Source organism: Halomonas sp. MMH1-48 (assembly GCF_022348105.1).
Taxonomy (GTDB): Bacteria; Pseudomonadota; Gammaproteobacteria; order Pseudomonadales; family Halomonadaceae; genus Vreelandella; species Vreelandella piezotolerans.
Genome location: NZ_JAKRFL010000006.1, coordinates 148,735 through 171,067 on the forward strand (window position 1 = coordinate 148,735; position 22,333 = coordinate 171,067).

Here is a 22,333-nt window from a genome sequence, read left to right on the forward strand (position 1 = left end):
CTCCTCAGAAGTGAGTAAGCATGATGAGCGATACCGCAAAACCCTGGACGCAACCGATGCCCGATGCGCAGTTCAAATTGATGCGCGACATTTTGGCGGCCCCCAGCCCAGTGGGCTTGGAAGGCGCGATGACCTACGGCGTACTAAAGCCCTACTTCGAGAGCTTCGCGCCCAGCGACTGGCACCTGCATCAGTTCAAAGGCAACGCAGGCGTGGTGCTAGACACACATCCAGGCCGCGATGACATGTTCAAGTTGATGATCATCGGCCATGCGGACAAAATCCGTATGCAAGTTCGTTCGATTGGCGAAGACGGCAAGGTCTGGATCAACACCGACTCTTTCTTGCCCGGCGTATTGATCGGCCATGAAGTCACGCTGTTCAGCGAAGATCCAAACGCCCCAGGCCACTACCGCAGCATCGAAGGCGGCACAGTAGAAGCACTCGGCGCTATCCACTTTTCTGATCCCGCTCAGCGCGATGGCAGCAAAGGGATCAAAAAGGAACAGATCTATCTTGACCTGCAAATCCACGGCGAGAACAAAAAGCAGCAGGTACTGAACCTAGGCGTGCGTCCAGGCGACTCGATTATCTTCAACCGCCCTATTCGCCCTGGCTTTAGCCCGAATACGTTCTATGGCGCGTATTTAGATAACGGCCTAGGCTGCTTTGTCACCGCCGAAGTGGTGCGCCTAATCGCTGAAGCGGGCGGCACCGAGAAGGTACGCGTGATGTTTGCCATCGCCAGCTACGAGGAAATCGGCCGTTTCGGCAGCCGCGTGCTGGCTGGTGAGCTCAAGCCCGATGCGCTCATTGGCGTGGACGTTAACCACGACTATGTGGCCGCCCCTGGCATCGGCGACAAGCGCATGCAGCCGCTGGAAATGGGTAAAGGGTTTACGCTGTCGGTGGGCTCGATTGCCAGTGAACAGCTCAACCGTATCATTGCCAGCGCTGCCAAAGAGCAAGACATCCCCTTGCAGCGGGATATCGTGGGGGTGGATACCGGCACCGATGGCATGGCTGGCGTTCTGGCCTCCATCGATAGCGCAGCAACGTCTATGGGGTTCCCAATCCGCAACATGCACACTATTTCGGAAACCGGTAACACCCATGACGTGCTGGCGGCAATTCACGCGCTACACCACACCATTAAAACGCTGGATACCCTGCCCAATCCCAAGCAGGCATTTTTGGATAATCATCCGCGTCTCGATCAAGCCAGCCCACTAACCCATCAAGGCAGCGCCAAACCTGAGAACGATGACGAAAAATCCACTTGATCCCTATAAAAAAACCCCGGCCATTGCTGGCCGGGGTAGTAGTAATTCCTCCGTAATCCTTCTTCACGAACCTCCTGTTCGTGCATCCCTGGTCTGACAAGCGTTCCATGCTTGCTCTCGCTCCTTAACACCTCTCCCTGTGTTGCTACTTACCTTGAACCTTCTATGTGTCAAAAACATTAACCTGAGATAGAAAATAGCGCACTTTTGATAAATTTTACCTTTTGGCATACCGAGCCCCCTTCAGGCGCGCAGCATGCTTTTCTTAGCGCTTTACCAGGCGACCGCCTATACTTTTTCTGCATCCATCGTGATGTTTCTCTACACGGACGTTACCACGCCTGAACCCATTCATTCCCTAGCGGTAGGAGGTCAGCGTGAGACATATCATGATCAGTTCGACCGTCCACGGTGTGGATATCATGTGCCGCCACTGCGGCAATGCAGAATCCGCCACCACATCGTACCTCAATCGGTTCCGGTTGGAAGGCACCGGTAAGGACAGCGTGCTGCTTCGCTGTTTGAGTTGCCAAACGTCGGTGTCGGCCCCCATGAGCCAGCTAAGCGCTCTGTTCTATCACTACGCCTGTTAATGGCTTAGATGAACTCGAGCACACAAGTACGGCTCGCAAAAAAAACCCCGACCATCGCTGGCCGGGGTTTCATCAGGTCCTCCCTAATCTTACATCACGAACGTCCTGTTCATGCTTCCTTGTGCGCCGCAAGAACTCCCTACTTGCACTTCCTTGTAACGCCTTCCTTGCGTTATGTGCACACAGTGCGCCCTATAAAGCTCGAGTTATCTAACCTGGGATATGAAACGCGAAAAGTTTTTCGTTTCGTGCGCGCACCATCTACGCGTGCTTACGCAGGTCGGCATCAAAAACGTCCCACGCTTCGCTGGCCACTCATCGATGAGTGAGACCACGGCGCTTTAACGACCGATGGGCTGCTTACCTACGCAAAAGGCGGGCTCGAAGGCCCGCCTTGTCGATGGAATTACATCAGCGTACTAGCGTGTGAACCATGCCATCAGCGCCTCTGCCGTAGGAGCAGAAGAGGGCGGGTTTTGGCCGGTGATCAACTGACCGTCCTCGCGTACGTAGGGTGTGAAGATATCGGCTTTGCTGTAGATACCGCCACATTTCTGTAACGCATCTTCTACTAAATGCGGTACGACATGAGTGAGACCCACCGCCTCTTCTTCACCATTAGTAAAACCGGTCACTTGACGACCTTTCACCAGCGGCTCGCCGCTTACGTCTTTGGCATTCACCAGCACGATAGGTGCGTGGCATACCGACGCCACCGGTTTACCTTGGGCGATAAAAGTTTCGATCAAATGGATAGAGTCTTCATCGTCCACCAAATCCCATAACGGCCCATGGCCACCAGGGTAAAACACCGCGTCGAAATCGTCTGCGCTCATGTCGCTCAGGCGATGCGTATTCGCCAATTCGGCTTTAGCTGTCTCGTCTTGCTGAAAGCGTCGGGTTTCGTCGGTTTGGCTCTCTTCCACATCGCTTTTAGGGTCCAGCGGCGGTTGCCCACCTTTAGGTGAGGCAAGCGTTATGTCAGCGCCTGATCTTACCCAGCATTGGTGGACACCGGTCTAAGCGATCATTCGGGCCTCGAAGGCCTCCGGGCTGATCAGCCCAATCGCACTGTGCCGGCGTTGCCGGTTGTAGTCCAGTTCAATGTACTCGAACACCTGCCGCCGCATGGCCTCCCTGGTCTCGAAGCGTTCGCCATGGATCGCCTCGACCTTGAGGCTGTGGAAGAAGCTCTCGGCACAGGCATTGTCGTAGCAGTTGCCTTTGGCACTCATGCTGCACCGGAGATGGTGCCGGGTCAGCAGCGACTGGTACAACGTCGAGCAATATTGGCTGCCACGGTCACTATGCACGACCACTCCCTTGGGCATCTTACGGCGCCACAAGGCCATTTTCAGGGCATCACCGACCAAGTCGGCGGTCATCCGCTCACTCATCGCCCAGCCCACCACCTTGCGTGAGTACAGGTCGATCAATACGGCCAGATAGAGCCACCCTTCGCCGGTTGCCAGGTACGTAATGTCGCCGACCCACTTCTGGTTCGGCGCCGTCGCGGTGAAGTCCTGCTCCAGCAGGTTCGGTGCCACTGGCAGCGTGTGCCGAGAGTTCGTCGTGGCCTTGAACTTGCGGGCTGCCTTGGCACGTAGGCCTTGCCGCTGGAGGCTGGCGGCGACGGTCTTGCGGTCTACTGGCAGGCCATCGTCACGTAGGTCCAGCGCCAATCTGGGGGCGCCTGAGCGCCCCTTCCGATGGTGATAAGCCTCGGCCACACGCTGATCGAGAACCGCCTGCTGACGGCGTCTGGATGACGGCGCGGCATCGCGCTGTCGCCAGGCGTAGTAGCCGCTGCGGGCGACGCCGAGGACCGCGCACATGCGCTGGATGCTGAATGCCTGACGATGCTGATGGATGAAGGCGTACCTCACTTCAGGCTCTTGGCGAAGTACACCGCGGCTTTTTTTGCGATTTCAAGCTCTTCCGACTTCTCGGCCAGCTGTCGCTTGAGCCTCGCGTTCTCTTCAGCCAGGGCCTGCTCGCGAGCCGAGACGTTCTGCTGCTGCTGGGCCTTGGCTCGCCATTGATAGAGCTGGCTGGGCTGAAGCCCTAGCTCACGAGCGGCGGCACTGGACCCGACACGGTCAGCGAGTGCCAAGGCCTCATCCTTGTAGGCCTGGGAGTAACGGGTACGGGTCTTCTTCATCGACGTTGCTTGCCTTGCCATGGGTCACCTCGTTCAGTGTACTGCCTTAACGGGGTGTCCACTGCTGCTGGGCAAGATCAGCCTGCATCTTTGAAGACGTAGTAAGGTGCCGCCAGCTCTTCCAGCCAAAAGCCGGTTTTCTCTCCTGTATCACCTAGCTGATCGTGCGAGGTCAACACCATTAGAATACGCTTACTCATCTCGATGCTCCTATTGGTCACGCATGGGATAGCATTTGCACTTCTAGGTCTACCTTGGGGCGCTCATCGAGGCTTACAAGCCCTACCTCCTGATATTGTATAGCAAATTCATCGCGAACAAACGAAAAGTAACTCTTTGTTTTATATAAATTAAACGACATAAATCATCATTTCGTACTATTCAGGTACAATAAATATACAATTTAATCTTGTACATTATTTATCCCTAACCTATAGTTTGAAGGGTCGGCGGCAGGGATACCGCGGCACAAAGGAATGTACGCTAAGGAATAGCGACACCAAGCTCACGGAAAAGAGCGTGCTCAGGAAGAGCCATGTAAAGCCACGGAAGGAGCTAGTCAAGGAAGAGCTAAGCGATGACCATGGAAGGTAAGGTACTAGAAGCATCGGTGCTTAAAAAAGCGTCCTCAGTTTTGAGGGCGCTTTTTCATGGGTGAAAGGTAGCTAACGCGATGATTTCCACCGACATAGGTGATACGTGAGCTTTCATGAACGACCATTTTTTCGGAACGGCCCTCCACATCGCGCAGACTCCGCCAGTAGCTTTGGCGCAATTCGCCGCCAATTTGACTTCCGCTCTATCGAAATTGGCCGCTGGGTAACGCGTGAAGAGCGCGATCGAGCGGCAGCGCTGTTTCATGATGCGCTCTGCGACCTCATGCTCATTTTACAAGGCAACGAAACGCTGATTTCACTTAGAGGCGCACTAGCGCTGCAGTACGGCACCGGTGGACGTCCTGGCGTGTCGGCACACTATGATCCCAGCCAGCGTAGCTTTGCGCTTGCCAAAAACGCTGGCCCCGGCAGCATCGCTCATGAGTGGTTTCACGCATTCGACCACTTCATTGCCCCCAAATGTTTTCAAGACCTGCCTAATAACGCCTTCGCCTCAGCCGCCTGGTTGACCAATGCCGCGCCCATTCGCCACCCCCTCAACCAGCGATTACTCGCCTGTTTCCGGGCCATTCTGCTTCAACCGGACGGCCAGCAGCCTAGCGCGCTGTTTTTTAACGCTGCCGCAATGGACAAAGCGCTGGGGCAGCTTTACTACAGCAAACCCGAAGAGATGTGCGCTCGCGCTTTCGAAGCTTTCGTTCAAGATGCTCCGATCAAAAACCACTTTTTGGTCAAAGGCACCCAGTGCTCTTCTGACGCCGAACGCGGCTTGTACCCGGTAGGTGAGCAGCGCGCAGCGATCAACCGCGCATTTAACGACTACTTCTCTAGCCTTGGCGCAGCGCTGAGCCTTGAGCAATAGCGATGTGCAAAATCTTTTGCTAGCGACTAGGCTGTAGGCTCACTTATTTCTCAGAGGACGAGAGCATGCCATCTACTACTACTATCGTGGTCGTCGTTGTCGTGGTTGCCGTGGTGATCTTTGGTTTTAGCGGTGGCCTACCGTTTTGACGCACCGGAGTATGCACGAACACGCTGTTTTTTCATCCGGTACATGTTGACATCGGCATGGCGAAGCAGTGTGTTGGCATCTTGGCCGTCTTCGGGATAGACGGCCACACCCACGCTGCAAGACGGCATACCCATGCAGAGTGTACTCACACTCTCGTTCGAGGATAACTCGTCAAGCAGTTGAGCCGCTTTTTCCATCGCGGCTTCTTTGGAGTGAAGATCGGTCAAGAGTATCGTGAATTCATCCCCACCCATGCGTGCCACCGTGTCGGTATCACGAACACAGCTACTCAAGCGGCGGGCTATCTCACACAGCACGGCGTCTCCTGCCGCATGACCGTGCACATCGTTGATACTTTTAAAGTCATTCACATCCAAGAATAGAAGTGCCAAACGGGCTTGATAACGCCTAGCGGTAGTCAACGCCGAGGCTAGGCGGTCATAAAACAGCGAGCGATTGGTCAGCTTCGTCAACGGGTCGTGGTGTGCGAGAAAACGCAATTCCTCTTCCGCTTGAACTTGGGGGGTGATGTCACGTGCGACGCCAATACGCACCTGCTCCTCCTCGGACCAGCGCGCAGACCATAATATATGCACCACGCTGCCACTCTTGTGCAGGTAGCGGTTACGAAAATCGAGATGAGGCTGTCCATTCATTACTCGCTTGATGGAAGCATGCGTCATCGCCACATCTTCTGGGTGCATATAGCGGGTAATTAGGGTGCCTATCAGCTCATCAGCGCGATACCCCAACAGCGACTCGCAGGCATCACTGACGAATAGAATGCGATGCTCTGCATCTACCACGAACACGGTATCGAGCATCAGGTGAATCAGCTTGGGGTAAAGCGCCTGCAAATCGACGGTCATGGGCAGCCTGGTGGGGTGACTTTCTCCCGAGTATAGACGGATCAAGAGCTGTATGAGTACCGTCTGTCTCGACCCTTCCATCGAAATTAACACTATGAACTCGATGAAGTTTCCAGCCAACCTTGTTTCACGGAGATCTCACCAGAATGTTCCCAAAATCGCTCCCAAAGCCCAGAAACGACGAAGGGGAATCAACATAAGGTTGATTCCCCTTCTATATTTCGTGGCGGAGAGGGAGGGATTCGAAACCACACTGACCTCCCTTCTACTGCCTAACTGACTGATTCTATTATGACCTATCGCGACTGACAGCACCAAAGCATTCCCAGTTTGTTCCCGTGCGTTTGGCAGCAACGTCATTATCACGTACGTGTGCACGTCACATGTGGAGGATTGGCGGGAATGTTTGGGGGTCTCGGAAAAAGGTAACAAAGGTAATCAACCTCACGATAAATCCCTAAGCCTATGAAAATAATGAAATTAAAACAGTCGTTCAAAAGGTAATAAAAAGGTGATCAATAGGTAACCGCATTACCTTTTATAAAGGTGAATTATTCATTTATAAAAATCATTTACTATCAATAAGTTACTCAAAAATTACCTTTTACATCACCTTTTATTACCTTTTTGGGGTAATCGATAATCAACATAAAATCAGTGGCTTATGAAGAAAAAAGAGGCAGATCACCCAGGTTACCTTTTTCCGATACCCCCTTGCTTCTATGCCCTACTCCCTCTGTAAAGTCACACCATCCTCTGTTTGAAGAAATTCGCATGATTCCGCATGAAAATGGGCGTACAGAATATGGCCGCAGGCCCCAGTAACGGCGCGGTTTAGCGGTATGTGCATGGGTGCATAAAAACACACATGTTTAGCGCGCAGGCGGGGCGGGGAGTCGATCGCGCGCCAGGGGGTGCGGGCGGCTTGATTGACAGCCGGGGGCGGTGCCGCTAGAGTCGTGGGTACTAGAACTATCAAGCGGTACCCGCACCCGACAGCTTTGCGGTTTTTTTGTGCCTGAAAGACGGCGCTTCCTGCCATACACAGGTTTATGGCCGGGTCGAGAGGCGTAATACAATACCGCATCGCGGGAATAGGCCCGGAGCTTCTTGATAGGCTCTAGTTGAGACCCGGCTTCCAGTTACTACCTGGAAGCTGTTCATACTAAAACTATCAAGGAGGCCATCACATGGCTGCTCACATCATTCCTTTCCAATTCGATACCCAAGAAGTCCGCACGCTGTTGATTGACGAACAGCCGTGGTTTTTTGCCATGGATGTATGCGCTGCGTTGGATCTGCGTGACACCAACAAAGCGCTGATCGGGTTGGACGACGACGAGAAACGTAAACACGAACAGTATTCGGGTTCGGGTAGAAAACCCATACTAATCAATGAGTCTGGTCTGTATTCCCTGATACTACGCAGCCGTAAAACCGAAGCACGCCGGTTCAAGAAGTGGGTGACCGCCGAGGTGCTGCCCGCTATCCGCAAGTATGGCTACTACGATATTTCTTCGACCACTATCGGTACCGATGGCCTGCATATCCTGCATGAATTGATTGGCAAAAAGCTCAAACGTTTGCCTAGCGCTCAACAGCGCCAAGCGCGTTCCCAGCTATGGGGATTGGTACACACACGCTTCAACGTGCCCAGGGCCGAACTGATCCCAGCCGATGAGTTAAACAACGCCTGCAACTTTATTGCCGCCTGTGCCCCACTTCCCGCCATACCCACCGCCAGCCCGCTGGACAGCAGCGACTGCACCAACCTGTATGCCCTGTGCCACCATATGCAGGCGTTGCGGCAGCTTGACCGCCAGTACCATCTTTACGAGGCGCTTAGCCAGCTAGGTTCCCCGGCAGGCAAAGCGATGTACAGCCACATGGTAGACGGTGCCGCGATTGCGGGCCGCTATCTTGAGCGCCTACAGCAGCAAGTCCACTAATCGATTGTTAGCAAAGGAGAAACCCATGAACGATATGATGATTCCGGTGTTTCAATCGGAGGAAGCGCTGCTGTGCAACGCCCGTGACCTACATGAGTTTTTGGAAGTGGGGCGCGACTTCTCGACTTGGTTTCGCAATCGAATTGCGCAGTATGGATTTATAGAGGGCGAGGACTACATCACTGTTGAGATGATGGCTGGCAAAGGTCATAAAGCTACTCACCAAAATTGGCGAGCCCTGGAATCAAACACTTATGAAAAAAGCGACTTTTCCCCAAATTTGGGAGAAAGTCAGGATGAGGAGTTTGATTCCTCAAATTTGAGTAATCAAACAGCCGCCACTTTTGATTCCCCCGATTTGGGGAATCAAAAATCTGGGCGCGGTGGTGACCGCCGATCTATCGACTACCACCTGACGATTGGAATGGCCAAAGAACTGGCGATGATCGAAAACAATGCCATGGGCCGCAAGGTGCGGCGCTACTTTATCCATCGTGAACGCCAAGCCGTGGCGCTGTTAAAGCAGCAGGCGACTGAGGTGCAGCCACTGGAACAGGTGCGGAAGCGCATCAAGGACACGCCGAAGTTCCGCTACCTGCTCATTTTGCAGGAACAAAGCCGCACCCTAGCGCGGGAGCTTGCCAGGAACGAAGACCCACGGGAGCGGTTCAACCTGCACTGCGCTCTGCGGCAGGTGAATGATGCGATTGGCCTGCCCACTGAACCATTAGAGGTGTGGAACGCCACACACCTCCCACCGGCACCGCCACAGATTGCTTCCACCTAACGAAAGCGCCGCCCCATTGGGCGGCGTTTTTGGTTGGATGTGTGGTTAATGAATCGGGGCAGCGGGTGGCTCGCTAGCAGAAGCCAACGAATACTCCCGAAACCGAATCACCTCCTCCCCCAGCACGTCGTTGATCTCACTGAACACCGCCTGCACCGGCTCCAGCTCGTTGGTGACAAACACCTTGGCGGCTTTCTCCACGTCGCCGAAGCCACCAGTGTTGTTGGGGATAATGCCCATCAGCTGCGGGGGGATGCGGTGGCCGGCGAGCTGGTCGTCGCGGGTGATGTTTTTGATCGCCGCGAAGTCGTCCTTTGCGGCCACCTCAGAGATCGGGATGATCTGGATGCCGTCTTTCTTGCCGTTCGGGCTGTATAGGAACAGGTTGCGGAAGTTACCCACGCCCTTCGACTCCTTCAGCGCGGTACGCATCGCATCGATGTCGGACATATCATGGGCAGGGTCGGAGACGTACATCACGAACCCCGCGTGGGAGCCGTTCAAGTAGTACTTGCGCCGAAACAGCGTGGCGTTCTCGTTCAGGAAGATCGACTGCAGCGCGCCCAGGTAATCCGGCACGCCGTACACCTCCTGATTAATGTCCGGTTCCAACAAGTGGATGATGCTGCCCTCGTCGAACTCGCTGCGCTCCGACCAGTTGGGCACCCAGAAGTAACGTTTGAGATCCGCCCCGCGGCGAACGTACTTCGCCCGCGCGGGCTTCAATGCCAGCAACCTCCCCAAGCGGCCGAAGATCCGCTCCAGGTAGCAGTTGCCAAACACCAGATAGTCGGTGGCCAGCGCGCTAAATGCCTGGCGGCTTAACAGCGGGTGGGGAATGAACGAGCGCACCAGAATATTGCGCTTCACCTGAATCGCCGAGCCGTGGTGCGCTGTTGAACGATAGGTTTGAGCCAGCGCGGGGAAATCCACCGGCGGCTCGTACCACTCGTTGCCCAGCATCCAGCAGCCGGTATAGAAAAAATCATACCCATCGATCACCGGCGTCGGCTCACCAAAGCTAAACGCCTCCGCTTTAGCAGGCGCGGCCGTGGTGTCGGTGTCTGTTACGTAAGCGGGCACGCGCACCCGTGGCTTTGCTGCCGCGTCGCTCATCCGTACATCTCCATTAGGGAACGGCCCGTGCCATGGTCGGCGGGGCCATCAAGAGGCTCATTGTGTAAGGCGTGCATGGTCGCCCACGCCAGATCAGCGTGGCCGGTCTGGTTATTGCGCCCTGCGGTGTAGGTCATCTGGCGTCCGGAGGCAGTCAACTCCCGGCGAATCGCCATAAACGACTGGGCGAGATCCACCCAGCCAGCATCAAATTCAAGCCGCCCCTTATTGATGATCTGCTGCGCCTGCATCACCAGGCGCGACTTCATTTCCGGGGTATAGCGGTAGCGGGTCACGGTGGGGAAGAACTTCGCCACCAGCTGGGCCACGGCTTCCCCGAGGCCCGAGGTATCAATGCCGATAAAAGTGACGTTATAGCGGCGGGTCACACTGCGGATAAATTCCGACTGGGCTTCATAGTCGCGCCCTTTGAGGCGATGGCGTTCAAGAATGCGGTGCTTACTGTCAGCGGTTTTCGGCGGCGCTACCACCACCAACCCTGCCCCATCGCCATCTTCACCATCCCCCGCCGGGTCGTAACCAATCCATACCGGATGCTCGCCATACGGCCGTGGCGCGAAGGGTTTCAGATCCCGCCAGGCATCCCAGCTATCTACCATGCAGCGCTGCATCATCGCCAGCGGGAAGGCGCTTTGCGTATCGTCCACGAACTCGCACATCAGCAGGTTCGCAAACTCGTCGTCGCTGTACTCCAGGCGCAGCTGGTCGATGTCGAACAGATCACAGCCCCCGGCAATCGCATCCTCGATGGTCACGATCTGCCGCCACTGGCCATCCGGCCCACGCGCTCCGTCCTTCAGCGCCGCGTGGCTCACATCGATCTTCACCCGGTCGGCTTTCTTCTGACGTTTGTTGAACCGGTCGCCAGTCCAGAACGGGTACGCCTCATGGGCCACCGAGGAAGGCGTGCTGAAGTAAGTCTGTTTCCACTTCTTGTGCATGGCCATGCCCGACGTCACCTTGCGGAACGTCTCGAAGCCATGAATCCAGAAGTATTCGTCCAGGTAGGTATCGCCGTGGTAGCCCTGCGCCGTCTTGGCGTTGGTACCGAGAAAATGCAGCTCCGCGCCGTTGGCGAGAATGATCGGGTCGCCCTTGAGCTCCACCCCGGTCACTTCCTTCACGAACTGCACAATGTAGTGGCGGAAGATATGCGCCTGGGCCTTACTCGCGCTCATGAAGATCTTGTTCTTACCGGTCTCCATGGCATCGGCAATCGCCTCACGGGCGAAGTACCACGTCGCGCCGATCTGCCTAGACTTCAGCAGGTTACGAATGCGCTCATGCTGCCCCGCCCGGTACCAGCCCCGCTGGTAATCGAACAGCGAGGCCTCGAACGCCTCGACAATCTGAATTACCCCTTCATCGCCCACATCGTTACGGGCGGGCTTTTTCTTCGGCCCCTCGTTGCGGCGCTCGATGTTGGGGTTCAGGTCAGCTTCCTTCCCGCTGCACTGGTACTTATGCACCCGGGCTAGCCGCTCAATCTGGCGGCCCAGCAGGTCGATCTCCTTAAAATCCTTGCCCTCTTTCTGCTCCTTCCAAATCAGTTGCACCAGGCGCGCTTCCAGCGCCCCTTCTACCCGCTGGGTCGGCGTAGCCTCGTCCCAGGCGTCGCGTTTCTTCCACGAATCCACGGTGGCCCGTGGCAAATCCAGGAACTCAGCAATGCGCGCAATCCGCCACCCCATCCAATAGAGATGGCGGGCAGAAAGGCGGTGCTGGTCGTCGTCAATCAGGGCTTGGGCTGTCATGCCGCCAGCGTACCCGCGCAGGCACAGCCACGATTGCCCCGCCCGATGTAAGTCACACCACTTACACCCAGCCCTCATTGAGCCAAGGCCCCACTGCGGGGAACCTGACCGCAGCCAAACGCCCACCCACTCACCGAGGCCCGACCATGCCCTGGCACCGTATCGCAAAAGAAGGCGCAACCACCGATGGCCGCACCATCAGCGCCGAATGGCTCACCCAAATGGCCGCCAACTTCGACCCCGCCAAGTACGGCTGCCGGGTCAATATGGAACACATCAAAGGCCTGCTGCCGGATGGCCCCTTCAAAGCCTACGGCGACGTGACCGCGCTCAAAACCGAGGCAGACGACGACGGCAAGCTCGGCCTGTACGCCGAGATCGACCCCACCGACGAACTCAAGGCGCTCGTCGAAAAACGTCAGAAGGTCTACACCTCCATGGAAATCGACCTCGACTTTGCCGACACCGGCGAAGCCTACCTCGTCGGGCTGGCGGTCACAGATTCTCCCGCCTCGCTCGGCACCTCCATGCTCAAGTTCAGCGCCTCTGAGGGCAAAAACTCCCCGCTGGCCGCCCGCAAACAGCGCCCGGAGAACCTCTTCTCCGCAGCGCTGGAAACCGACCTCTCGTTTAGTGATGAACCTCAAGAACAAGGCCCTTCGCTTGCCGAGCGGGTCAAAGCGCTGTTCAAAAAGCAGGATGCCAAAAGCGCCGCCGGTTTTGAGGCCTTCCGCAGCGAGCTGGAAGAGACCCTTGGCCTGTTCGTGGAAAAACACCAGGCACTCAGCGACGCCCTGAAAAAGCGCCCCACGCAAGCCGCCTTCCACGAGCTCAAAAGCGCCCACGAGACCCTGAAAAAAGAGTTCGACGCGCTCTACACCCAGCTCGACAGCACCCCCAATCGCCCGGCCCGCACGCCCGCCACCGGCGGCGACACCGACATCGAAACCGACTGCTAAGAGACGCCCATGCGCAACGATACCCGCAAGCACTTCAACAACTTCGCCGCCCAAGTGGCGAAGCTCAACGGCGTCCCAGACGCTACCCAGAAATTCGCCGTCGATCCCAGCATTCAGCAGCGGCTGGAAAAGCGCATTCAGGAATCCAGCGACTTCCTCTCGCGCATCAACATGGTCGGCGTCGATGAGCTGAAAGGCGAAAAGCTCGCCCTCGGCGTTACCGGCCCCATCGCCGCCCGCACCAACGTCGCCAACCAGGATCGCAAAACCCGCGACCTCACCACGCTGGATGCCCAAGGCTACGAGTGCCGAATGACCGAATTCGACACCCACCTGGGCTACGCCAAGCTGGATGCCTGGGCCAAGTTCCCCAACTTCCAGGCCATGGTGCGCGATGTCATCGTTCGCCAGCAGGCGCTGGACCGCATGATGATCGGCTTCAACGGTACCTCCGCCGCCGCGCAAACCGACCCGGTCGCCAACCCGTACCTTCAAGACGTCAACATCGGCTGGCTGCAGCACTACCGCACCCAGTCACCGGCACGCGTCATGGCGGGCGGCAAAACCAACGGAAAGGTACTGATCGACCCCACGGCTAACGCCAATGAACCCGGTATCGTTGGCGACTACGCCACGCTCGATGCGCTGGTCTACGACGTGGTGCACAGCCTCATCGCCCCTTGGTTCCGCCGCCTACCGGGGCTGGTAGTCATCCTCGGCCGCAACCTGATGTCAGATAAGTACTTCCCGCTGCTCAACCAGCTACCGCCCAGCGAGCAGCTCGCCGCCGATCTGGTCATCAGCCAGAAGCGCATCGGTGGGCTGCAAGGCATGGATGTGCCCTTCTTCCCCGATAACGCGCTGATGGTCACCACCCTGGATAACCTCTCGGTCTACTGGCAGAACGGCGCCCGCCGCCGCTTCGTCACCGAGAACCCCAAGCGTAACCGCATCGAGAACTACGAATCCTCCAACGACGCCTACGTGGTGGAAGACTTCGGCGCGGGCTGCCTGGTGGAAAACATCGAACTCTCTGAAAAAGCCATCAACGGTTAAGGAGACACGATGACCAGCCCAGCCCGCCGCCACTTTGAACGCGTCAGCGCCGCCCTCGCCGCCGCTGACGCGGGAGAAGCCCCCATGCAAGGCGAAGCGTATGAGCTGATGCAAGCCGCGCTGTTTGAAGACTATCGCCTGCTCAAATCCACCCAATCCATGGAGCGCAAAGCCGAGATCAAGCGCGAGATCCTGCCCAAGTACGCCGAATACATCACCGGCGTGCTGGAAGCGGGCCAGGGCGCGCAAGACGACGTGCTGATGCGCGTGATGCTCTGGCGCATCGATGCCGGCGACCTCGCTGGGGCCATTGCCATCGCCAAGTACGCCACTAAACACGGCCTCACCCCGCCGGATCAATTCGAGCGCGGCACCGCCGCCATCATCGCCGAAGAAGTCGCCGATCAGGCGCTGAAGCAGCTGGATGAAGAAGGCGCAGACACCACCGCCCTGCTTATCCACCTAGTGGATGTGGAAGCCCTCACCCGGGATGCGGATATGCACGATCAGATCCGCGCCAAGCTGCACAAAGCGCTGGGCTACGCCTGCCGAGCCACCGGCCAGCGAGACGACGCCCAGCACCACCTGGAACGCGCCCTCGCGCTCAACGACCGCATTGGCGTGAAGAAAGACCTCGAACGCCTGGAACGTGAACGCAAACAGAACGCTGCCGCTGCGCCCACGGGCTAGCGGCCAACCGAGTCGACCGCCGACGTCAGGGGGCGCGACGTAAGAGCCAGGTGTTTTAACGCCCACGCTCGAACGCCGCCCACCCCCTTTTTGATTCATCGCGCCCGACCCCGCGCGAAACACGTTTACCCGCTACCAGGAGGCACGATGAGCAGCTTTATCTCGGCTGGCACACCTAAAAGCAACACCACCGAGCAGCCGCTGGACAGCCTGCTCGAAAACAACGGCTTCTGGCCAGACATCCAGCCCAGCGATTTTCGCGCCACCCACCGGCTAGACAGCACCATCACCCAGCCGCGCATTGAAAGCGCCCTGAAGGCCGCCATGATCACGGTCAACCGCGTGCTGCGCCACTGGCAGCAGGCCAAGGTCGAAGCGGGCTACCCCACCATGGCCTCGCTGCCCATTCCCGTGTGGCAATCGCCGGAAGTGTTCAACGTGCTCTACCTGCGCGCCGTGTACTCCACCGCCCACGCCAGCCTGCTGGAGCACTACGCCGATTATGACGCCACGAACAGCGCTCGGGAGCGCGGCGAACAGCTCCAAGCCCCTGCCGATGGCTACCGCCGCGACGCCGCCTGGGCGATCAGCGAGATCGAAGGGCGGCCACACAGCACGGTCGAGCTGATATGAACCGCTCTCCATCCACCACCGTGCGCGCCCAGCAGCACGACACCCTGGATGCTATTTGCTACCGCGTCTACGGCACCACCCGAGGCGTCACCGAGCAGGTGTTAGCCGCTAACCCCGGGCTAGCAGAACAGGGGCCGCTCCTGCCCCACGGCACGCCGGTCAACCTGCCTGCCATTCCCCAGGCCACCCAACGCGCCCCCACGGTGAACCTGTGGGATTAACGTTCTAAACCGCCGAGGCCCGAATGAGCCATCACTTTGAAATCACCACCGAAAGCGCCAAAGCCGCGCCCCCGGCCATCGTCTCGCTGCTACACGTGGGCGGTATGACACCCGCCGATTGGGTCACGGTGCTAACGCTGCTCTACCTGGCGCTACAAATCGGGCTGCTGGTACCGCGCTACCTCACCCGCTTACGTGACTATTGGGAGAACCGCCGTGGGTCTTAAAACCAAGCTCGGCGTCAGCCTGGCCGCCGGGGCCATCAGCATCGCCACCGCCGTCGTCTCCTACTACGAAGGCTACAAGCCCAGCGCCTACCGCGACCCCGTGGGCATCCCGACCATCTGCTATGGCCACACGGAAACCGCTCGCCTGGGGCAAACGCTCAGCCAGGCAGAATGCACCGCCCTGCTGCAGCAGGATCTCGGCGAGGCCTTCGCGGTGGTGGATCGCCGCGCCCAGGTCGAGCTACCGGAACCTACCCGCGCCGCGCTGGCCTCGTTCGTTTACAACGTCGGGGCCGGCAACTTCGCCCGCTCCACCCTGCTGCGCAAGCTCAACCAAGGCGACCTACGCGGTGCCTGCCACGAGCTCAGCCGCTGGGTCTACGCCGGGGGAAAACGGCTCAACGGGCTGGTTAGCCGCCGCGCCACTGAGAAAGAGATCTGCTTGGCAGGCTTAGCACAGGAGACCACGCCATGACCCGCCTACTCGCCGCTCTTGCCATCCTGGTGCTCGTGTTGCTGGTCACCTGGGCGCTGTGGCAACGCACCCACGCCGCCGAAGCCCGTGCGGATCTTGCCGAACAGCAGCTCGCCCACTCACAGCAGCGGGAAGCAGAAAGCAAAGTGGTCATCGATGCGCTCTGGGAGAACGCCATGCGCCTAGAAAGCCAGCGCCGCGCCCTCGCTCAGCAGCAGGCCACACTCACCCGCACAGCGGCCAACCGCCTGGCCACCATTGAGGAGCTACACCGTGAAAATGCAGAACTTCGCGCTTGGGCTGGTTCTCGCCTGCCTGATGCTGTTATCCGGATGCGCCGCCGCCCCGCCGTCACCGGTGCCGACGCTTATTATCAATCAGTGCGCGACCCCCAGCCCCTGCACGCTCCCCGCGAGTAATCCCGAAACCAACGGCGAACTCGACCTGCAGCTAGAACGCACCGAAGCCGCCTGGGCACAGTGCGCCGCCGAGGTCGATGCCATCATCGCCTGCCAAGAGGCCAACCATGCAGAAACTTCACCTGCTACGCGCTCACCTGATTAACGCGGTACCCACCCTGGCGAAAGACCCCGAACGGCTGCTCACCTTCGTGGAAGAAGGCAGCATCGCCTTTCGCCGTGGCCCCAACCTCACCCACGAATACCAGTTCACCGCCCAGCTCGTGCTCACCGACTTCAGCGCGAACCTAGACACCATCATCGTGCCGCTGCTGCAGTGGCTGGCCGAGTACCAGCCCGACGCCGACCCCGCCGAGGCCATCCGCTTCGAAGCCGAGATCCTCAGTCATCAATCGGTGGATGTCGCCCTGCGGGTAACGCTTAGCGAACGGGTGCTCGCCAAGGTGGAATGCGCGACCGGGCACATTAAGGTCGACCGCGCCCTGCCACGGTTTGAGAGCAATGGCTGCCAGGATACCCGCTGGCAGTTACTGATCCGCGATAGCGCGGCCCAGGAGGAGTACACCCTGGTAGCCGAATGGGACGGCCCCCATGGCGGATAATATGGAAGCACTAGAGGAGTGGGTCGGCCCGCTGCTCGCCAAGCTGGACGACCAACAGCGCCGCGCCCTGGCCCGCAACGTGGCGCGGGATCTTCGCCGCCGTCAGCGCGAACGCATCCGCGCCCAAACCAACCCGGATGGCACACCCTACGCCCCGCGTAAGGAACAGCGCCTGCGCGCCCAGCAAGGCAGCATCAAGCGCCGCGCCATGTTCAGCAAACTCTCCACCGCCAAATGGCTCAAGGCCACCGCCCAAGGCGACACCGCCGTGGTGGGCTTCTTCGGCAGCGTCGCCCGCATCGCCGTCACCCACCAGCGCGGCCTCAAAGACCGCGTCACCCGCGACGGCCCCCGCGTGGAGTACGCCCAGCGGGAGCTGCTCGGTTTCACCGCGCTGGATCAAGAGCACATTATGGATTCCGTGCTGAAGCATCTCAGCCCCGGCTAAGCGGCTCAGTGTAAACCGCCCCATTCACACCCGCCGCCACTTCGCCTACGCCAAACGCCGCCGCAGGATAGCGGCTATGAACATTCCCGAACTCCTCCGCCTGCTGCACAACCTGATCCGCCTCGGCACCATCGCCGAGGTGGACCACCGCGCTGCCCGCGTGCGCGTCAAAACCGGCGAGCTTTTAACCGACTGGCTGCCCTGGCTGGAAAGCCGCGCAGGCACCACGCGGGACTGGGACCCGCCCACGCAAGGCGAGCAAGTCATCCTCTTTTCACCCGGCGGCGACCCCGCCGCCGGTGTGGTGCTGTGCGGACTGTGCTCAAACGCGCACCCCGCTCCGGCGGAAGTCGCCACGCTGTGGCGCAGGCTCTTCCCCGATGAAGGGCTGTTCGAGTACGACCACGCCAACAGCGTGCTGCGCATTCGCCTGCCCGGTGCCATCGAAATCAGCGCCCCCGGCGGCACCACCTGGCAAGGCAACATCCAGCACACCGGCGAGCTCAACCGCCACGGCGGCTACCAGCAGCAAGGCGGCGGCCTGACTCACAACGGCAAAAACGTGGGGCACGACCACGCCCATAGCGGCATCCAGCCCGGCCCCGCCAACACCCAGGGGCCAGTGTAATGGCAGGCATGAACGCACACACCGGCCGCCAGTTGGATTCGCTGGCCCATATCCAGCAATCGGTGGAGGACATTCTCACCACGCCCATCGGCTCCCGGGTGATGCGCCGGGAGTACGGCTCGCTGCTGCCGGAACTGATCGACCAGCCCTTGAATGGCCCCACCGCCCTGCGCGCCTACGCCGCCACGGTGGTAGCGCTAATGAAGTGGGAACCGCGCATTCGCGTGCAGCAAGTCACTCGGCAGGTCTCCACCCAACGCCCTGGCCGGTTCGATCTGATCATCACCGCTCAGCGCGTGGATAACGGCGAGCGTATTAGCGTAGAGGTGCCCGCCCCATGAGCGTCGCTATCGACCTTTCGCAGCTACCAGTTCCTACCGTCGTCGAAGCCATCGACTACGAAGTCATACTGGCCGAACTCATGGCCGACCTGCAGCAGCGCTACCCCGCGTTTGATGTACCGGCCGAATCTGACCCCGTCTATAAAATTCTGGAGGTAGCCGCCTACCGCGAGCTGCTCGTTCGTCAACGCGTCAACGAAGCTGCCCGAGCGGTGATGCTAGCCTATGCCGCTAGGAAAGATCTCGACAACCTGGGCGCGCTGTTCAACGTCAAGCGCTTGCAGACCCACCCTGGCGATCCTGACGCTATTCCCCCAGTACCGCCCACGTATGAGGAAGACCCGGATTTTCGCCGCCGTATTCTGCTCTCCCTTCAAGGGCTTTCCACTGCTGGGCCGGAAGGCGCGTACATCTACCACGCCCTCTCCGCTTCCGGGCAAGTGCTAGATGCCAGCGCAACCAGCCCGCAGCCGGGCGAAGTGGTGGTCACGGTTCTCTCAAGGGAGGGTAACGGCACCGCCAACCAAGCATTGCTTACCACCGTCGACCAAGCCGTCAGCGCCGAGGAAGTACGACCGCTGACCGACTTTGTGACGGTACAAAGCGCCGAAATTCTCCCCTATACCATTCAGGCCACGCTGTTTTTCTACCCCGGCCCCGACAGCCAGGTCGTACTGGCCGAAGCACAGCAAATGGCCCAGCGCTACGCCAACGAACAGCACCGGCTGGGTAAAGACATCACGCTCTCTGGGCTATACGCCGCGCTGCATCGCCCTGGTGTGCAGCGGGTAGAGATGGCCAGCCCCACCGCCAGTATCACCGTCAACCGGCAACAAGCGGCGTACTGCACTCAGCTCCAACTCACCGATGGAGGCATCGATGAGTGACCAAAGCCTGCTACCCCCTAACGCCACCCCACTAGAGCGCAGCACGGCGGAAAGCACCGTGCGGATAACGGACATACGCACGCCGCTGCGCGAGCTATGGAACCCAGATACCTGCCCCGCACCGCTGTTGCCATGGCTCGCGTGGTCGCTCGGCGTCGCCGCCTGGAAGCCCTACTGGTCTGAAGCCATCAAACGCCAGCGCATACGCCAGGCAGTAGAAATTCACCGCCGCCGGGGAAGCGTGCAATCCGTTCGTCGTGTCGTGGAGTCGTTTGGTGCGGGTGTCGCCATCCGCGAATGGTGGCAAACCGAACCCAAAGGCCAGCCCCACACCTTCGAGCTCGTGCTGACCGTGCGCGCCGATAACAACGCCGCCGAGCTACAGGAAGACATCGTTGAAGAAGTCATGCGGGTAAAACCGGTGCGCAGCCACTTCAATCTGGTCGCGGGCATTGCCGCCGAAGGCAGTATCGGCCTGTATGCCGCCGCCCGCCCCACGCTCTACCGTCGCCTTCAAGTCGAGGAATAACATGGCACTGAACATCACCGTTACGAATGCCGGGCGGGCCGAGCTCATCAACGCCGACCACACGGGCACCGGCCCGGTGACCATTACCCATGTCGCGTTTTCCGGCAGCGTCTTCACGCCCAGCAAAACCCTCACCTCACTCCCCGAAGAGATTAAGCGGGTCAGCAGCATCGCCGGCGAAGTCGTAGCCGACGACACCATCAGCGTGACCGCCAAAGATGAAGGCCCGGATGCCTACAGCGTGCATAGCATTGGCCTGATCAGCGAGTACGGCACGCTGTTCGCTGTGTATAGCCAGCCCGCCCCCATCATCGAAAAGTCGGGGCCCACCACGCTGCTGCTCACCATCGATATCATCCTGGCCGACCTGCCCAGCGCCTCGCTCACCATCGGCGATATCAGCTTTAGCAACCCGCCTGCTAGTATTACAACCCCCGGCGTGGTCACCCTGAACAACGCCACCGACAGCAGCGCGCAGCATCAGGCGGCCACCCCTCGTGCCGTGAAGGCCGCCAACGACAACGCTGAAACCCGCCTGGCCAAAAGCCAGAACCTGAGCGATCTTCCCAGCCCAAGCCAGGCGCGCAGCAATTTAGGCCTGGGTGCCTCCGCCACCATGGGCACCACCGCCAGCCGCACCTCCAGCAGCACCGCGACCGTGCTGCAAGCCAAGGCGATGAACGACCACCGCCAAAGCGGCGACCACGACGACCGCTACGTGCAACGCAGCGGCGACAGCATGAGCGGGGATCTCACCCTCAGCAAAAGCAACCCCTGGCTCACGCTCAACAGCACCACCAGCGGCGGCATAGGGTCCGACCAGGGTGCCGGGGTATCGATTGGGGAATCAGGCTATAAGGGAGGTGCTGCCATGCACCTCACCTACACGGGGGATGGCAAAGGTCACATCGGCATGGGCACGGTTGACCCCGATACTGGCATACCTGAATACAACGCTATGGAGCTGCACTACCGTGGCTACGACGTCACCTTCAAAGGCGCGCTTCAACTGCCAGGGGCTACCACGCTGGAAGGGGTCACCACCGGCCTCAGAATCGGTAATGCGGGCAACGGCTCGGTCGATATCGGCAATCGCAACACCGGCTACACCCATTACCAAAGCACCACGGGCAAGCACTACTTTTACGGTGATGTACATGCACAAGGTAGGTTCGCAGGCGATGGCTCGGGGCTAACCGGCACGGCGTCGTTACGCGCGAGAGGCACGACCAAAGACGACGTGGGGCTGTCACGAATCCCCAACGTAGAGGTCACGGCAAACCCCGATCCCTCTACCATCATGCAACGCAACACATCGGGTGATGTGTGGGCGCGGCTTTTTCGCTCCACTTATATCCCCAAAAACAGCAACGTCCAGGTCATCTACACCTCGGCCAGCGACGACGGCACCGACTTCATGCGGCCGTCTACGCCAGGCCAAGTGATGGATGCCATAGGAGCAACACGCAGAATTAATACCGGCAGTGGGCTAGCGGGCGGTGGCAATCTCAGTGGCGATCTCAATCTCAGCGTGGACAACTCGGTGTTGCGAACCAACGCCGACAGGGCCTCGGATCTACGACTCAACAAATACACCTACTTGAACGACTACGATGAACCGTTCGGCTCCGATCACGGGCTGCGCTTCTACGTCCGTGATGGCGTCATCGTCATGCTGAAAACCGGCGGTGAAACGCGACACCCTGAATTAGACCTCGACGGCGATAGGGTCTATCACCAGGGCAATCTTGATAGCGCCTTTGCCTCGAATCTCGGCCCTTCCGGCAGTGCCCGCCTGCCTGGGGGATTGATCATCCAATGGGGGCAAACGGGTCTAATGGGTATCGACTCGAATGCCGCTGTAAATTTTAACGTCACCTTTCCCAACCGCTGTCTTCAAGTCGTCGCTAGTACGCTCAACTCCTTCACCGGAGATGACGATGTGTTTGCCAGGGTCATCGAGCACACGCGTTCACAGGTCACGCTACGCACCGAAGCCGTCAACGAGGACTACAGCGGTTCTCGTCGAATTATGTTTATCGCAATAGGCCACTAA

24 protein-coding genes and 2 pseudogenes are annotated in these 22,333 nt (G+C 58.9%); 20 read left to right on the forward strand and 6 right to left on the reverse strand.

Translation table 11 applies throughout. The annotated features are described in order from the left end of the window. Positions 1-23: 23 nt before the first annotated feature. Together MHM37_RS08060 and MHM37_RS08065 are read left to right on the forward strand one after the other, a co-directional pair. The gene (locus tag MHM37_RS08060; RefSeq protein WP_239296266.1) at positions 24-1,283 is read left to right on the forward strand and encodes a M20/M25/M40 family metallo-hydrolase; all 1,260 of its coding nucleotides are present in this window, start codon (positions 24-26) and stop codon (positions 1,281-1,283) included. 389 nt (positions 1,284-1,672) lie between these two features. Then, a complete protein-coding gene (locus MHM37_RS08065) occupies positions 1,673-1,876 on the forward strand; it encodes a hypothetical protein (protein WP_139525505.1) in 204 nt (67 codons plus the stop codon). A gap of 419 nt (positions 1,877-2,295) precedes the next feature. Here the strand turns inward: MHM37_RS08065 and MHM37_RS08070 are convergent. The 3 genes and pseudogenes from MHM37_RS08070 to MHM37_RS08080 all read right to left on the reverse strand — a co-directional run. Further along, positions 2,296-2,877, reverse strand: a pseudogene (locus MHM37_RS08070) (type 1 glutamine amidotransferase domain-containing protein); the annotation flags it as partial. 18 nt (positions 2,878-2,895) lie between these two features. Continuing rightward, positions 2,896-4,058 (reverse strand): IS3 family transposase gene (locus MHM37_RS08075; protein ID WP_239296199.1). Its coding sequence is split into 2 segments (ribosomal slippage): positions 2,896-3,800 and positions 3,800-4,058, totalling 1,164 coding nucleotides; the frame shifts between segments, so codons are not numbered across the junction. A gap of 59 nt (positions 4,059-4,117) precedes the next feature. Continuing rightward, positions 4,118-4,237 (reverse strand): annotated as a pseudogene (locus MHM37_RS08080) (type 1 glutamine amidotransferase domain-containing protein); the annotation flags it as partial. A 499-nt stretch (positions 4,238-4,736) separates the two neighbouring features. Between MHM37_RS08080 and MHM37_RS08085 the strand changes: the two are divergent. Beyond that, on the forward strand, positions 4,737-5,516 hold the full coding sequence (locus MHM37_RS08085) for a CLCA_X family protein (RefSeq protein WP_239296198.1): 780 nt from the start codon (positions 4,737-4,739) through the stop codon (positions 5,514-5,516). Positions 5,517-5,653: 137 nt separating this feature from the next. Here MHM37_RS08085 and MHM37_RS08090 read toward each other — a convergent pair whose 3' ends face one another. After that, entirely contained in the window at positions 5,654-6,535 is an 882-nt protein-coding gene (locus MHM37_RS08090; protein ID WP_239296196.1) for a GGDEF domain-containing protein, read from the reverse strand. Positions 6,536-7,725: 1,190 nt separating this feature from the next. On the opposite strand from MHM37_RS08090, the gene MHM37_RS08095 reads away from it, so the two are divergent. Then, positions 7,726-8,484 carry a BRO family protein gene (locus MHM37_RS08095; RefSeq protein ID WP_239296195.1) on the forward strand — a complete coding sequence of 253 codons (759 nt, stop codon included), beginning with the start codon at positions 7,726-7,728 and terminating at the stop codon, positions 8,482-8,484. A gap of 25 nt (positions 8,485-8,509) precedes the next feature. Then, the gene (locus tag MHM37_RS08100) at positions 8,510-9,271 is read left to right on the forward strand and encodes an antA/AntB antirepressor family protein (RefSeq protein ID WP_239296194.1); all 762 of its coding nucleotides are present in this window, start codon (positions 8,510-8,512) and stop codon (positions 9,269-9,271) included. A gap of 45 nt (positions 9,272-9,316) precedes the next feature. Here MHM37_RS08100 and MHM37_RS08105 read toward each other — a convergent pair whose 3' ends face one another. After that, on the reverse strand, positions 9,317-10,387 hold the full coding sequence (locus tag MHM37_RS08105; RefSeq protein WP_239296193.1) for a phage portal protein: 1,071 nt from the start codon (positions 10,385-10,387) through the stop codon (positions 9,317-9,319). After that, positions 10,384-12,162: a terminase family protein gene (locus MHM37_RS08110; protein WP_239296192.1), complete on the reverse strand. Its 1,779-nt coding sequence runs from the start codon at positions 12,160-12,162 to the stop codon at positions 10,384-10,386. Before MHM37_RS08110 ends, MHM37_RS08105 begins: the two co-directional genes overlap by 4 nt. Positions 12,163-12,308: 146 nt before the next feature. On the opposite strand from MHM37_RS08110, the gene MHM37_RS08115 reads away from it, so the two are divergent. From MHM37_RS08115 to MHM37_RS08185, 15 genes are all read left to right on the forward strand, one after another. Continuing rightward, a complete protein-coding gene (locus MHM37_RS08115) occupies positions 12,309-13,121 on the forward strand; it encodes a GPO family capsid scaffolding protein (RefSeq protein ID WP_239296191.1) in 813 nt (270 codons plus the stop codon). A gap of 9 nt (positions 13,122-13,130) precedes the next feature. Further along, positions 13,131-14,177: a phage major capsid protein, P2 family gene (locus tag MHM37_RS08120; RefSeq protein ID WP_239296190.1), complete on the forward strand. Its 1,047-nt coding sequence runs from the start codon at positions 13,131-13,133 to the stop codon at positions 14,175-14,177. A 9-nt stretch (positions 14,178-14,186) separates the two neighbouring features. Beyond that, positions 14,187-14,867, forward strand: coding sequence for a phage terminase small subunit (gpM, locus tag MHM37_RS08125; RefSeq protein WP_239296189.1), 681 nt, complete (start codon positions 14,187-14,189; stop codon positions 14,865-14,867). Positions 14,868-15,014: 147 nt separating this feature from the next. Next, complete coding sequence (locus MHM37_RS08130; RefSeq protein WP_239296188.1) at positions 15,015-15,500, forward strand: head completion/stabilization protein; 486 nt, start codon at positions 15,015-15,017, stop codon at positions 15,498-15,500. Then, positions 15,497-15,721, forward strand: a complete 225-nt coding sequence (locus MHM37_RS08135; RefSeq protein WP_239296186.1) for a tail protein X — start codon at positions 15,497-15,499, stop codon at positions 15,719-15,721. The genes MHM37_RS08130 and MHM37_RS08135 overlap by 4 nt, the downstream gene beginning before the upstream one ends. Positions 15,722-15,744: 23 nt before the next feature. Continuing rightward, on the forward strand, positions 15,745-15,948 hold the full coding sequence (locus tag MHM37_RS08140; RefSeq protein WP_239296184.1) for a hypothetical protein: 204 nt from the start codon (positions 15,745-15,747) through the stop codon (positions 15,946-15,948). Next, on the forward strand, positions 15,938-16,423 hold the full coding sequence (locus MHM37_RS08145) for a lysozyme (protein ID WP_239296182.1): 486 nt from the start codon (positions 15,938-15,940) through the stop codon (positions 16,421-16,423). Before MHM37_RS08140 ends, MHM37_RS08145 begins: the two co-directional genes overlap by 11 nt. Further along, complete coding sequence (gene lysB / locus MHM37_RS08150) at positions 16,420-16,842, forward strand: Rz-like lysis system protein LysB (RefSeq protein WP_239296180.1); 423 nt, start codon at positions 16,420-16,422, stop codon at positions 16,840-16,842. The genes MHM37_RS08145 and lysB overlap by 4 nt, the downstream gene beginning before the upstream one ends. Positions 16,843-16,949: 107 nt before the next feature. Next, positions 16,950-17,444: a phage tail protein gene (locus MHM37_RS08155; RefSeq protein ID WP_239296178.1), complete on the forward strand. Its 495-nt coding sequence runs from the start codon at positions 16,950-16,952 to the stop codon at positions 17,442-17,444. Next, entirely contained in the window at positions 17,434-17,892 is a 459-nt protein-coding gene (locus MHM37_RS08160) for a phage virion morphogenesis protein (protein WP_239296176.1), read from the forward strand. Before MHM37_RS08155 ends, MHM37_RS08160 begins: the two co-directional genes overlap by 11 nt. Positions 17,893-17,968: 76 nt before the next feature. Beyond that, complete coding sequence (locus MHM37_RS08165; RefSeq protein WP_239296174.1) at positions 17,969-18,520, forward strand: phage baseplate assembly protein V; 552 nt, start codon at positions 17,969-17,971, stop codon at positions 18,518-18,520. Beyond that, a complete protein-coding gene (locus MHM37_RS08170; protein ID WP_239296172.1) occupies positions 18,520-18,861 on the forward strand; it encodes a GPW/gp25 family protein in 342 nt (113 codons plus the stop codon). Before MHM37_RS08165 ends, MHM37_RS08170 begins: the two co-directional genes overlap by 1 nt. After that, the gene (locus MHM37_RS08175; RefSeq protein WP_239296170.1) at positions 18,858-19,748 is read left to right on the forward strand and encodes a baseplate J/gp47 family protein; all 891 of its coding nucleotides are present in this window, start codon (positions 18,858-18,860) and stop codon (positions 19,746-19,748) included. Before MHM37_RS08170 ends, MHM37_RS08175 begins: the two co-directional genes overlap by 4 nt. Further along, positions 19,741-20,277, forward strand: a complete 537-nt coding sequence (locus MHM37_RS08180; protein WP_239296168.1) for a phage tail protein I — start codon at positions 19,741-19,743, stop codon at positions 20,275-20,277. The genes MHM37_RS08175 and MHM37_RS08180 overlap by 8 nt, the downstream gene beginning before the upstream one ends. 1 nt (position 20,278) lies before the next feature. After that, positions 20,279-22,333: a tail fiber protein gene (locus MHM37_RS08185; RefSeq protein ID WP_239296166.1), complete on the forward strand. Its 2,055-nt coding sequence runs from the start codon at positions 20,279-20,281 to the stop codon at positions 22,331-22,333.